9 protein-coding genes are annotated in these 13,199 nt (G+C 56.1%); 8 read left to right on the top strand and 1 reads right to left on the bottom strand.

Translation table 11 applies throughout. The features are described from left to right. Nucleotides 1-67 precede the first annotated feature (67 nt). The 8 genes from AWR27_RS00660 (at nucleotide 68) to AWR27_RS00625 (ending at nucleotide 10,917) form a co-directional block, all read left to right on the top strand. Entirely contained in the window at nucleotides 68-805 is a 738-nt protein-coding gene (locus tag AWR27_RS00660; RefSeq protein WP_077129412.1) for a hypothetical protein, read from the top strand. Nucleotides 806-928: 123 nt separating this feature from the next. Next, nucleotides 929-4,045, top strand: coding sequence for a SusC/RagA family TonB-linked outer membrane protein (locus AWR27_RS00655; RefSeq protein ID WP_077129411.1), 3,117 nt, complete (start codon nucleotides 929-931; stop codon nucleotides 4,043-4,045). A gap of 113 nt (nucleotides 4,046-4,158) precedes the next feature. Further along, complete coding sequence (locus tag AWR27_RS00650; protein ID WP_077129410.1) at nucleotides 4,159-5,940, top strand: RagB/SusD family nutrient uptake outer membrane protein; 1,782 nt, start codon at nucleotides 4,159-4,161, stop codon at nucleotides 5,938-5,940. 204 nt (nucleotides 5,941-6,144) lie between these two features. After that, nucleotides 6,145-7,461: a Gfo/Idh/MocA family protein gene (locus tag AWR27_RS00645; protein WP_077133716.1), complete on the top strand. Its 1,317-nt coding sequence runs from the start codon at nucleotides 6,145-6,147 to the stop codon at nucleotides 7,459-7,461. A 20-nt stretch (nucleotides 7,462-7,481) separates the two neighbouring features. Next, nucleotides 7,482-8,354: a sugar phosphate isomerase/epimerase family protein gene (locus tag AWR27_RS00640; protein WP_077133715.1), complete on the top strand. Its 873-nt coding sequence runs from the start codon at nucleotides 7,482-7,484 to the stop codon at nucleotides 8,352-8,354. Between the two features lie 68 nt (nucleotides 8,355-8,422). Further along, complete coding sequence (locus AWR27_RS00635; RefSeq protein WP_077129409.1) at nucleotides 8,423-9,121, top strand: GntR family transcriptional regulator; 699 nt, start codon at nucleotides 8,423-8,425, stop codon at nucleotides 9,119-9,121. A gap of 87 nt (nucleotides 9,122-9,208) precedes the next feature. Next, nucleotides 9,209-10,453, top strand: coding sequence for a flavin-dependent oxidoreductase (locus AWR27_RS00630; protein WP_077129408.1), 1,245 nt, complete (start codon nucleotides 9,209-9,211; stop codon nucleotides 10,451-10,453). Then, nucleotides 10,453-10,917 carry a DUF3237 domain-containing protein gene (locus AWR27_RS00625; RefSeq protein ID WP_077129407.1) on the top strand — a complete coding sequence of 155 codons (465 nt, stop codon included), beginning with the start codon at nucleotides 10,453-10,455 and terminating at the stop codon, nucleotides 10,915-10,917. Before AWR27_RS00630 ends, AWR27_RS00625 begins: the two co-directional genes overlap by 1 nt. A 2-nt stretch (nucleotides 10,918-10,919) precedes the next feature. Here the strand turns inward: AWR27_RS00625 and AWR27_RS25015 are convergent, their stop codons facing one another. Then, on the bottom strand, nucleotides 10,920-13,199 hold the full coding sequence (locus AWR27_RS25015) for an apiosidase-like domain-containing protein (RefSeq protein WP_157579020.1): 2,280 nt from the start codon (nucleotides 13,197-13,199) through the stop codon (nucleotides 10,920-10,922).

The raw sequence follows: 13,199 nt of genomic DNA, 5'->3' as shown, positions 1-13,199 counted from the left end.
TAATAATCTTTGTCTGTAGTTTATCGATTCATCTATTCGTTTAAGCCACCGATTGTGGCCTGTCGCTATGACCATCGTCTTATTTTTTAGCCTGCGTCTGTATTTTATCTGGTTGGCTGTACTGCTTTCGGCAGAATCAAAAACCGGCACCATTGTGTTCGATACCGATCTGACGAAAGGCCCGGCGGCTTTCTCCGGCACGGTTCGGGGGGGCGTGTGGGACAACGGCTGGCGCGTAACCGACAACGATCAGCGATTAGTCTGGGATGCAGGCTATCCGGTTCGCAACGGCACATTCGAGTTTTGGCTCACCGCCGATCAGCCACCCGTGGCACCGCTGAAAACGTTCCGGGGTAAAACGCACCACCCCGACGTGCATTGGGCGGGCGTATCGGGCGTGGCCGATCTGGCATCGATGCAGAAACACGTGTTTGCGCTACGGCTCGGTCAGGCCCGCGAAGGTATGGCCGTTGGGCACGGCTGGTCGAAAATTGTGGTGTTAGGAGCTAACAACGCGGGCGAGACGGAGAAAACAGAGCAGGTGATGGGCGATTACGCCTGGTGGAAACCGGTAGCCGATGGGCGGCAGCGTATCTATATAAAAATGGAGTGGCACGATGGGATCGCCAGTTTGTACCTGCCCGATGGCAGCAAAGCATCATGCCGCACCACGGGCAAGCAGGGTAACGACGTGCGTATCAGCGATTTGCGATATGCATGGTTGGGCGGAATCGACGCCGAACTTCAGACAACTTTCCCCGGCATGCGCTTCATTCGGGCACGTCTAACCGATTTGGGAGAGTAATAACACAATTAAGAAAATAATTGTGTACAATTTTTATGATTAATTGTGTGATATAATATTTTCTTTTGTACGTTTGCTGGAGAAGTTAGCCTTTTCTCAAGAACCTATTAGTCTGTTACCTGCATGAAAACATCTCTCCACCAATTGATTATTGGCGGGTCGGGCCTATGGTTATGGGTCTTGCTGCTGATAAGCTATGCACCCGATTTGCAGGCGCAATCGGGTAACCCAACCGACGCGATGCTGACCGGGCAGGTGCGTGGCGAAGATGGTAAAGGTATGCCCGGCGTTAGCGTACTGCTGAAAGGCTCATCTACCGGCACCACCACCGACGCCAACGGGCAGTATCAGATTCGGGCTTCTCAGAACCGTGGCGACGGACCGGCCACGCTCGTTTTCTCGTTCGTAGGCTACACCCCGCAGGAAGTGGCCGTTGGCAATGGCAACGGCCAACCGCGCTCGTCTATTGACGTAACGCTGACCCCCGATGAGCAATCGCTCAACGAAGTGGTGGTGGTGGGTTATGGTACGCAACGTCGGCGCGACGTAACGGGGGCAATCAGTACGGTATCGTCGCAACAGATTCAGCAGGTGCCGGTTACGAACGTAGTACAGGCGTTGCAGGGCCGTGCGCCGGGTGTCGATGTCGCCACCAACGACTACGGCCCCGGCGAGTCGGCGGCCATTCGTATTCGGGGCAATCGCTCGTTTCGGGCCTCCAACGACCCGCTCTTTGTGGTCGATGGCGTACCGCTGTCGGGTGGTAGCCTGAACGATTTCAACCCCGGCGACATCGAATCGCTCGAAGTGCTGAGAGATGCGTCGGCAACGGCTATTTACGGCTCTCGTGGGGCCAACGGCGTGATTCTGATTACAACCAAACGCGGTAAATCGGGCAAAACGGCTATTACGTATGATGGCTTTTACGGCATTCAATCGCCCTCGAAACGGCTGACGCTGATGAACGGGCCGGAGTTTGTGGAGATGAACCGCGAAGCCTACCGCAACCGCAGCACCGGTTTCGTGTATAAATCGCCAACACCGAATCGGCTCGAAGATTCAACCATGTTTGCCGGGCTGGATTTTTACGCCTGGCAGAACGTTCGGAACGCCTACGACCCCGACGGTTCGTACCACCCCGAACGCATCCAAACCACCGACTGGCCGGGCATGATTCTCCAGTCGTCGGCTCTGCAAAGTCATCAGCTAACGCTCAGTGGCGGCAACGAAAAAACGCGTTTCCTGCTGTCGGGAGCGTATTTCAGCGACAACGGCGTGATGAAAGGCAAGGATTTCAATCGCTATACCACCCGCTTCAACCTCGACCATCAGGTATCGGCCCGCGCCCGCGTGGGTTTCTCCACTACGTTTGCCTATTCCATCCAGAACAAAAATACCAACACGTATTATCAGGCGTCGCGGGTGATTCCGATTGCCGTACCGCGCGATTCACTGGGTGCGCTGATTTTCAACCCCGGCAACGACGCGTTTACCTACAACCCGCTTTACGATATTGAGGGGGTTGTGCGCGAAGACCGGAACACGCGCTTCTTCGGCAGTCTGTACGCCGAACTCGATCTGATAAAAGGGTTGAAATACCGCGTCAATTTCGGACCCGATTTCAGTATGACGCGGGGCGGCATTTTCTACGCGTCGCTATCGTCGGAAGGCAAGGGCGGGGCACCCTCGGCGCAGTACAATCAGAACCACCGCTACGGCTATACGCTCGAAAACCTGCTGTTCTATAACCGCCGGTTCAACGACAAACACGACCTGAACCTGACCGTGTTGCAGAGTATTCAGGACGAGCGCACTGAACGGTCGGGCAGCAACGTAACGGGCTTACCGTATGAGTATCAGGAATTTTACAACGTTGGCACGGCAGAGAACATCACGAGCGTAAGCAGTGAGTTGTCGCGCTGGCGGCTGCTGTCGTACATGGGACGGGTCAACTACAATTTTGCCAGTAAGTATTACCTGACGCTCACGGGCCGCCTGGATGGCTCGTCGAGGCTGGCACCGGGCCGCAAGTTCTCATTCTTCCCCTCGGCGTCGCTGGCCTACAACCTCTCCGAAGAGCCGTTTATGCGCCGGGTTACGTTCCTGGACGAACTGAAATTCCGCGTGGGTTATGGCGAAACGGGTAATACGTCTATCGACCCGTACCAAACGCAGGGGTCGCTGGGCCGCACGGTGTATTCGTGGGACGAAGTGCCCGCGTTTGGGTTTCAGCCCGCCAACATCCGCAACCCGAACCTGTTCTGGGAGCGCACGGCCTCGGCCAACATCGGCCTGGATTTCAGTCTGTTCAAAGGGCGGGTAAGCGGTTCGCTGAACGTCTATCGCTCCAACACCTACGATCTGCTGTTACAAGACCAACTACCTACCGTATCGGGCTTTGGCAGCTACCTGCGAAACATCGGCTCCACGCGCAACGACGGGGTTGAACTGAACCTCTCGACGGTGAACGTGCGGACACCGGGCGGCTTTAACTGGACTACCGACTGGATGTTCTCGCGCAACCGCGAAGCCATTGTCGAACTCTACAAAGGCAAGGTCGATGACCTCGGCAACCGCTGGTTTATCGGGCAACCCCTGAGCGTATTCTACGATTACAAGTTTGACCGCATCTGGCAAAACACGCCCGAAGACCTCGAACTGATGAAGGCGTTCAACGACAAAGGGCGCAATGGCTTTCGGCCCGGCGACATCAAAGTGGTAGACGTGAACAACGACGGCATCATCAACACCGCCGATCTGACTATTGTGGGCAACGACCGGCCTAAATACATCGCCAGTCTGAACAATACGTTCAGTTACAAAGGGTTGGAGTTGTCGGTGTTTGCCTTTACCCGGCAAGGACTAACCTACGGAACTGACATTTATAACCTGAGCGCGTTTCTGGGCGGGCGGGTCAACCACGTAAAAGTCGATTACTGGACACCGACGAATACCAGCGGTACGTTCCCCCGCCCCAGCGACCGCGAACGCCCGCTCTACTCGTCGGCCCTGCGCTACTCCAACGGGTCGTTTGTCCGCATCCGCACGGCCACGCTGGCCTACACGCTGCCTTCGGCCCTGACCAATCGACTGAAGCTGAACCGGATGCGCGTTTACACCACCGTCGATAATCCGTTCATCTGGACCAGCAACCGGGACATTCTCGACCCCGAAGGCGCGGGTGCTGCCGAAACACCCAACCGCATCGCATTCATCTTTGGGTTGAATGTGGGCTTGTGAAAACCACCCCACCCCACCCCAACCCCTCCCCGTTAGGGAGGGGCTAAACTATCCGGGTTCAAAGCCCCTCCCTAACGGGGAGGGGTTGGGGTGGGGTAAACCTTCAAATCACTATGAAATCAATCTATATTTTTCTCCTGATTGCCTTCGTGTTGGCAGGCTGCAAAGACTATCTCGAAGAAGAAATCGTATCGGGTACGTCGTATGAATATTACGACACCGAAGACGGTATCGGCAAGGCTCTTAACGCCGTATATGCTCCGCTACGTGACTTCCACGCGACCGAAAACGTGGGTGTGGACATGAACGTACTCGGTACGCACATCTGGACCGACGGCTCGACCGGCAAGGTCTTCAACGAATACAACGCTACCCTGAACTCGACCCACGCCAACCTCAGCACGCTCTGGACGGCCTATTACCGGGGCATCAATACGGCCAACATCGTAATCGAGAAAACGCCGATTGTACCGGCGAGTTCGTTTCTGACGACAACGGCCAACCGCAACCAGTGGATTGGCGAAGCGCGGTTTATGCGGGCGTTTTACTACTTCCACCTCGTGCAGCAGTTTGGCCGGGTGCCGTTGCAACTGACGCCGAACCTCGAAGCCCGCAAGGATTTTCAGCGTGCATCGGTAGCGGCTGTTTATCAGGCTATTATCAATGATTTGCGTTTTGCATCGGCGAGTTTACCCGCCGTGGCCCGCAACTACGGCCGCGCCACACGTGGAGCGGCCAACCACCTGCTGGCCAAAGTCTATCTGACACGCGGTAGTGCCATAACCGACGCACGCGGCCAGAAAACCACCGACATGGACAGCGCGGCCCACTACGCCGAAGCCGTTATCAACTCCGGTACGTACTCGCTTGTATCGGATTACGGACGGCTCATAGACATTGGTAATCAGCGTAATAGCGAAGTAATCTTTGCCATTACGTTCAACCCGGATATTCGGTTCGGCGGGTTCGACAAAACCGGCAACTGGACGCACGTTTGCTGGCTGTGGGGCTACGACGTAGTAGCGGGCATGAAACGCGACATTCCGAACGGACGTCCGGGCATTCGAACAGTGCCGACCGATTACGCGCTCAACATGTTCGACTGGGGCAAAGGATTTCGGAAGTGGGACTCGCGGTTCTACAAGAATTTCAAGTGGGTGTTTTATGCCAACAACGCGGCCACCATTCCGAAATGGACCGCTGCCAACGCGCCCAACCCCTCGCTGGTTGGGAAAGCCCGCTTCGCCGAGGGCGACACGGCTATTTACCTGTCGATGGACGCGGGCGTTTCGGACGCCACCATTGCCCGGCGGTCGTACACCTGGATTCCGCGTAACAAGTTTGTGCAGGGTACGCAGAAGCGGTTCCCGGTGCTGCTCAAATCGCTCGACCCAAACCGCGCCGACCTCACCATCGTATCATCGCGCGATTGGTGGTACGCCCGGCTGGCCGAAACGTACCTGATTGCTGCCGAAGCACATGGGCGTATGGGTCGCTACGCGAAGGCGGTAGAATACATCAACAAAGTGCGTGAGCGGGCGGCCTATAAAGAAGGCGAGGTGAAGCCGGGGCAGTTTCTGACCACCGAAGGCGGCTCCCGCGCCGACCTGACTAAAAGTACTGTGAATCAGATGCTGATACCGGTTGATTCGGTGAATTCGGCCACAAAAATCGTTACGTTTATGATGAACGAGCGGGCGCGTGAGTTGCTGGGCGAAGGTCACGAGAAGTACGACCTGCTCCGCACCGAGCTGTTCTACGACTGGGTGAAGCGGTACAACACGCAGGCAACGGGTTTGCAACCGTATCACAAACTGATGCCCATTCCGCAGGCCGTTCACATCGACCGCCTGAGCGATCCAACGAATAAAGACCATCAGAACGAAGGATATTAAGTAGAGACGCAAGATTTTGCGTCTTTGACCGATAGCAACCCGTTACGTATTCGACCAACAACAATCAATTGCGTCTTTAACCAACAGTGACCTAAGCAAATAGAGGATAGAGACGCAAAATCCTGCTGTCGGTCAAAGACGCAAAATCTTGCTGTCGGTCAAAGACGCAAAATCTTGCGTCTCTACATGGAAAACACGCTGAATATGACCTCTCGAAGAACCTTTCTCAAAACCTCTGCCACAGCGGGCCTGACGCTGTCGTTTGCGCCTTCGTTTGCCTTTCGCGGGGCACCCAACGATACGGTCGTTATCGGCGTGATGGGCGTCAATAGCCGGGGGTTGTATCTGGCCCAGCAGTTTGCCAAATTACCCAACGTAGTGGTCGGCTACATCTGCGACGTAGATACAACGGCTGCCGAAAAAGCGGCTGCTGAAGTGGAAAAAATTTCGGGTAAAAAACCAAAGCTCGTCCCCGACGTGCGCAACCTGCTCCGCGAAAAAGACCTCGACGCCCTCGCCATTGCCGCCCCCGACCACTGGCACGCGCCAGCGGCTATTATGGCCTGTCAGGCAGGCAAGCACGTGTACGTTGAGAAGCCGTGCAGCCATAACCCCGCCGAGGGCGAAATGCTGGTAGAAGCCGCGCAGAAATACAACCGGCTGGTGCAGTTGGGCAGTCAGCGACGTTCGTTTCCGACCTTACAGGAGGCCACAAAATCACTGAAGGAGGGCATTATTGGGCGGGTGTATCTGGCGAAGGGCTGGTATGCTGCGGGCCGCAAAAGCATTGGCACGGGCAAACCGGCTCCAGTGCCAGCCAACCTGAATTTCGACCTCTGGCAAGGCCCCGCCCCCCGTCGGGAGTTCAAAGACAACCTCGTGCATTACAACTGGCACTGGTTCTGGCACTGGGGCACGGGCGAGTCTCTCAACAACGGCACCCACGAATTAGACGTAATGCGCTGGGGCCTGGGCGTCGATTACCCCACCAAAGTCAGCTCGACGGGCGGGCGGCTGCACTTTGAAGACGACTGGGAAACGCCCGATACGCAGGTGATTAACTACGAATTTCCGGGCCGGGTAATGATGACCTGGGAGGGCCGTTCGTGCAACAGCCACCCCATCGAAGGCAGTGGTCGGGGCGTAATTTTCTATGGCGACAACGGCACGATGGTTATTCCGGGCGGGGCCGATTACAAGGTCTTCGACGGTAAAAACAAGCTGGTAAAAGAGGTGAAAAAGGGCGACAAGATGGACGCCACCAACACCGTGAGCGCGACCGGCGACATGGACGCGTTGCACATAGCCAACTTCGTGGAAGCCGTTCGTGGCACCACCAAACTGACCGCCCCCATCAGCGAAGGCCACAAATCGACGTTGTTGCCGCAGTTGGGCAACATTGCCTACCGCACCGGCAGTATCCTGACCTGCAACCCCGCTAACGGACGCATTCTCGACAACCGCGAGGCACAAAAACTCTGGAAACGTGAGTATGAAAAGGGCTGGAATGTGATTGTGTGAACATGACCAAAAACTTCTGTATGCAACGTATTAACTGTTTTATTCTAATTGCTGTGCTCGTGGCGTTTTCTCCGTCGTCTCGGTTCAGTAAATCGCTCAAAGAGCATCCGGGTCTGGTGTCATACACATTCCGCAACGAGTTTGCCAAAGACGTTCCCGGCACACTCGATATGATTAAGTCGCTGGGGGTGACGAACATGGAGATGTCGAGTCTGTTTGGCAAAACCCCCGCCGAACTGCGGAAACTTTTAGACGAACGAGGCATGCGCTGCACGAGCTACGGTGTTGGCTATGACCCGCTTATGAACAAAACCGACCAGATTATTCAGGACGCCAAAACGCTGGGTGCCGAATTTGTCCGGCTGGGTTCGTTCCCGCGCAAAGCCCCCTTCGACCTGGCACAGGCGCAGAAAATTTCGGGCGAGTTCAATACCGTGGGCAAAAAACTTCGCGAGGCCGGATTGACGTTCGTGTATCATAATCACGGCTTCGAGTTTCAGCCGTGGAAGGAAAATACGAATCCCGGTCGGGAAGCCGCCCCTCTGACGTATTTCGACTACATGCTGCAAAACACCAACCCTGACGACGTATCGTATGAGATGGATATTTTGTGGGTATTTCACCCTGGTCAGAATCCGGCGGAGTTGCTGCAACGCTACCCGAAACGATTCAAACTGATGCACATCAAAGACCTGAAGAAGGGGGTCGAGGGCAATCTGTCGGGCGGTACACCCCCCGAAAATGACGTGACGCTTGGCACGGGCCAAATCGATATTCCGGCGGTGCTGAAAGCAGCCCGCAAGACCAGCATCAAGTATTTTTATATCGAAGACGAGAACCCAAATGCACGGCAGCAGGTGCCGAACAGCATAGCGTATTTGCGGAGTATCTAAACCGGGTCTGCATTTCGTTGGTTAACCAAATTGTATGCAGATATTCGTACAACCGAATACAACAATCTATGGAAGCCACCGAATTATCGACCAACAAGAAAGCCTGGCAGGAAGCCTATGAAGTAATTCTGGATAACATTCTGAGTCTGAGCATCAAGCCGGGCGAGGCTGTTACCGAAATTGCCCTGTCGGAGCGGTTTGGCATTGGCCGAACGCCCGTTCGCGAGGCTCTAAAACGTTTAGAGCAGGAAGGGCTGATTGTGACGCACAATGCCCGAAAAAAAGTTTACATTCTGTCGATCAAGGAGATAGAGGAGATTTTTGATCTTAAAGCCGCCATCGAAGGGCGCGTAGCCAAGTGGGCCGCCCTGCGAGGCAGCGACGATGATTTCGCCGAACTTCACGTAATTCAGGAGGAGATGAAGTTGTTTTTGGCCGCCCGTCAAACAGACCAGAAAGACGAAGAGACCTGGCTGCAACAGTGGCTCGAACTCGACCGCCGATTGCACGCTCACCTGTTCAAAATGGCCGACAACAAACGGTCGGAGAGCGTCGTGAAGAACCTCAATGTACAGTGGCACCGGCTCAAAGTCGGGATTCTGGCAATGGAAGGTCGCATCGACAAGACCGTGGCCGAACATCAGCAGTTTGTCGAAACCATCTTAGTCAAACAGGCCGATCTGGCTGAAGAACAGATGATTGCCCACTTAGACAATCTCAAACGCGAGTTGGTGAAGTTACTACGCGTGTATCACTATCCAGCATAAATCAATGATTGAATGATTGACTTGTTGCATGATTGAATAAACACCAACATTTCATTCAACAAATCAATCATTCAACAGTCAATCAGTATGCATATCACAATTGCCGGGGGCGGCATTGGCGGGCTGGTTACGGCCCTCGCCCTACACGACGCAGGTATTTCGGTTCGGGTCTATGAATCGGTGCCGACGCTCCAGCCGCTGGGCGTGGGCATCAACCTGCTGCCCCATGCCGTGCGCGAACTGACGCGGCTCGGGCTTCAAGCCCAATTGGAAACCACCGGTATTCCGACTGCCGACCTGAGCTATTACAATAAGTTTGGGCAACTCATCTGGACCGAGCCGCGTGGTCGGGCTGCGGGCTATGCTTGGCCGCAGTACTCCATTCATCGGGGCCGGTTGCAGATGTTGCTGCTCGATGAAGCCATTGCCCGGCTGGGTGCCGATAACGTGCGAACGGGTTGCCACCTGTCTGACTTCGAGACGTTTGACGAGCAGGTTCGGGCACGGTTTGTAAATCGCGAAACGGGCGAAACCGTAGCCGACGAATGGGCCGACGCGCTGGTTGGGGCCGATGGTATTCATTCGGTAGTTCGGCGCACGTTTTACCCCGACGAAGGTTTGCCGCGCTGGTCGGGGCGGATGCTGTGGCGGGGCGTTTCGGTGGCCGAGCCGTTTCTGACGGGCCGCTCGATGGTTATGATCGGTCATGCCGACCAGAAGTTTGTGGCCTACCCCATCGACCCGCTGCTGGCGTATCAGGGCCGTTCGCGCGTTAACTGGATTGCTGAGTTAAACGTGGGCACCGATACGATGCCCGTTCGGCAAGACTGGAACCGCAAAGCAGACCCGGCTACGTTTGCCCCGCCTTTCGCCAACTGGCAATTCGACTGGCTCGACGTGCCAGCCCTGATCGACTCAACCGACGCCGTGTACGCTTACCCAATGGTTGACCGCGACCCGCTGCCCCGCTGGACATTCGGTCGTGTGACGCTACTGGGCGACGCGGCCCACCCCATGTATCCTATCGGCTCCAATGGCGCATCGCAAGCCATTTTAGACGCCCGCGCACTCACCGACGCGCTAACAAATTCGCCCGACGACATTCCGGCGGCTTTGCAAGCCTACGAAACAGCCCGGCTTGCCCCAACGGCGCAGATTGTGTTGATGAACCGGCAAAACGGCCCTGAACAAGTGATGCAACTGGCTGAAGAACGCGCCCCACTGGGTTTTCAGCAAGTAGAAGACGTGATTACGCGCGGGGAGTTGGAAACTATCGCCCAACGCTACAAACAGATAGCAGGGTTTGAGCGCGAAAAACTGAGTCAGGTATAATGCGCCTAAGCCCCGCCTTCGTTATTACGGCAACGCTCGGCCCGATGCAGGACCTCGGCCCTACCACACGCGGCCATCGGCGCATTATACCAATTACGGGCGGCACCTTCAACGGCACCATGCCCGACGGTACGCCGTTGCGCGGGAATGTGCTACCCGGCGGGGCCGACTGGCAGATAGTTCGGCCCGATGGCGTGGCCGAAGTAGAAGCCCGCTATACACTGCAAACCGACGATGGTACATTGATTCTAATTACCAACCGGGGCTACCGACACGGCCCGGCTGAGGTCTTGAAACGGGTAGCCGACGGTGAATGGGTCGATCCTGCCGAGTACTATTTCCGCACCACGCCAATGTTTGAAGTGGCCCCCGGCCCGCACGACTGGCTGGGCCGCACCGTGTTTGTTGCCACGGGCGAACGGCGGGCAGATGAAGTGATAATTCGCGTCTTTGCCGTTGAGTAATCCTATTTCGTTGCCGCTACGGCCCCAACTGCCGTACCCGGCACCGGATAACCACGGTCGGCATCGTCCAGCACCAAAACCCAGTCGTTGCCTTCGCCGGGGTCGCCGGGCGGGTTCAGTTCAACTTTGTCTTCGGCGTGGGTGAACTGCCGGAAGGGTTTGCCCGTAGGTTGCCCGGTTTCGTCGCACACTTGCCCCGTGCGCGGGTTGAACCACCAGCCGTTGAGGGTTTTCCCGCGCAGGTTGGTCAGGTTAGGCTTTACGTTCTGCCCGCTCGTCAGGTAAATCATGGCCCAGCTCCGGTCGGCCCCGAAGGTAGCCTGGGTACGTTCGGCTTTTTCGCCCACCGGCGAACGCAGTATAGAGCCGTCGTCGGGCAGGCGGCTCAAAAACGGGCGCGATTCCATCAGGGAGCGAACGTGCCGCATCTGTTCGGCACCGGGCAGGTGAAGGGCTTCGTCCCAACTCAGATTAGCGTGCGTTTTCAGAAACGGTTCCTGACCCTTTTTGTCCATCTGCCAGACGCCGTTACCGCCATAGGTATAACCGAACGCACCCGCAAACAACGACCAGTAGGCCCGCATCCGCATGTACCAGTCCGTGAAAACGCCGTTATCGAACTTGTGCCGAACGGGGTGATTTTCGTAGCACGGTTCGCCGTCGACGGTGGGTTTCGGCGGTGTGAGGGCGTAATTGGCGGCAATGATGTTGTAGCCCAGCCGCCAGTAATCGTGGCCGGTTTGTACTAAGTTGACATCGAGCCAGGGCCGATCATGGCAAAACCCCACCGACGACGGTTGACCAGAGGGCGGATGGTAGGTGAACAGAGCCATATCGGGGTCGCCACCAACGCCGTCGGTGATGCCTTTGGCAAGGGCGTCGTAGACCGCGTAGCGTGTGGGCCGGATGTCGCCCCCCAGCATCCAGACTATGTTGAGAGCCTTATTGTAACGGTTGCCCAGAAATTTGCCGTAAGCGTAGGCAGTCCTGGCATCGAGCCGGTTGGTGGTGTCGGTCGTGCCTTTTTTGGGTTCTACGTAGTTCAACGCCCAGGCCGGTACCATGCACAGATACAGCCCCTTAGCCGCCGACTGTTCGACGATGTAATCGACGTGCTGCCAGTATTTTTTATTGGGTTTGGTGTAGTCGCTGTTCTCGAAAGCGGTTTCGCCATACACGTTTGTCTGGCCCGGAAGCCAGGGCAACAGCATTCCCATCACGACCGAAAACTGCTGCGCGGCCCGGTTCTCGAAATATTTGTCGATCTCTTCGCGGTCGAGTTTGTGAAACAGCATCCAGCCCGTATCGGCCAGCCAGAAAAACGGACGCCCCGATTCTGTCACCAGAAACCGTTTGTTCTCGCTCACTTTCAGGCGCGGCAATGCTCCAGACGGGCGGTAGGGCAAGGGTTCGTTACCAAAGCCGCTCACCTTAGCCACGATTGGGGCATTTTTGCGCCGTTGCCAGGGGCCGTTCATTGGCTTCTTTTTGGTTGCCAGCGCGAAGCCTTCTTCTATGAACTTCAGGCTCTCAACCCCTACGTTTTCGTACAGGCATTGCGTACAGTGTGCCAGCCCCGGCACTACCACCCAATCCGACGGAATTTTCAGGCTATCCAAATGCGCCTGAAACTTTACGTTGCTCGTAAACAGCCAGTCGCTGTCGCCACAAACCATGCGGACGCGGAGGTTTTTCAGAATGGCCCCGCGATTTTTTACCGTAAGCGCACGGGGGTCATATTGGGCGAAATCGGCGGCATCTTTGTAATTTTTATCGGTTGCGCCAATCACCAATGCGGCCCCATACGATACAACCGACGAGAAAAGTTCGGGGTTTTTGAACGCCAGCATCAGCGCACCGTAGCCACCCATGGAGAAACCATCGACGGCACGCCCTTCGCGCGAGGCAATGGTTCGGTATTTCGCGTCGATGAATGGAATCAACTCGGTCACGATGCTACGTTCGATCATCTTCCCGGCTGCGTTATTGACAAAGTTGGTATTGCCCAAGCCGTTGACATACACGTAAATCATGGGTCGGGCCTTCCGGTTATCCATGGCATCGGTCAGGGTTTTGCGGGTGCGATCCCATTGGCGTTCGGGTGTGCCGCCCCCGCCGTGCAGGTTGTACACCACTGGGTAACGTCCCGCGCTGCTTTCGTAGCCGGGCGGCAAGTACACCATAATCGGGACGTCCTGCTTATTGAGGGCCGAGGGATATGTGAGCGTCTGAATCTGGGCGTGAACCGCCACGGAAAGGAGAAGGAAAAGGAGTATCTTCAT

The organism is Spirosoma montaniterrae, assembly GCF_001988955.1.
Classification (GTDB): domain Bacteria; phylum Bacteroidota; class Bacteroidia; order Cytophagales; family Spirosomataceae; genus Spirosoma; species Spirosoma montaniterrae.
The sequence above is the reverse complement of the archived record's forward strand: the minus strand, read 5'-3'. Positions and strand labels throughout refer to the sequence as shown.

Coding starts and splice junctions, on each gene's coding strand:
- AWR27_RS00660 (WP_077129412.1), top strand. CDS start 68: ATGACCATCGTCTTATTTTTTAGCCTGCGTCTGTATTTTATCTGGTTG.
- AWR27_RS00655 (WP_077129411.1), top strand. CDS start 929: ATGAAAACATCTCTCCACCAATTGATTATTGGCGGGTCGGGCCTATGG.
- AWR27_RS00650 (WP_077129410.1), top strand. CDS start 4,159: ATGAAATCAATCTATATTTTTCTCCTGATTGCCTTCGTGTTGGCAGGC.
- AWR27_RS00645 (WP_077133716.1), top strand. CDS start 6,145: ATGACCTCTCGAAGAACCTTTCTCAAAACCTCTGCCACAGCGGGCCTG.
- AWR27_RS00640 (WP_077133715.1), top strand. CDS start 7,482: ATGCAACGTATTAACTGTTTTATTCTAATTGCTGTGCTCGTGGCGTTT.
- AWR27_RS00635 (WP_077129409.1), top strand. CDS start 8,423: ATGGAAGCCACCGAATTATCGACCAACAAGAAAGCCTGGCAGGAAGCC.
- AWR27_RS00630 (WP_077129408.1), top strand. CDS start 9,209: ATGCATATCACAATTGCCGGGGGCGGCATTGGCGGGCTGGTTACGGCC.
- AWR27_RS00625 (WP_077129407.1), top strand. CDS start 10,453: ATGCGCCTAAGCCCCGCCTTCGTTATTACGGCAACGCTCGGCCCGATG.
- AWR27_RS25015 (WP_157579020.1), bottom strand. CDS start 13,199: ATGAAGATACTCCTTTTCCTTCTCCTTTCCGTGGCGGTTCACGCCCAG.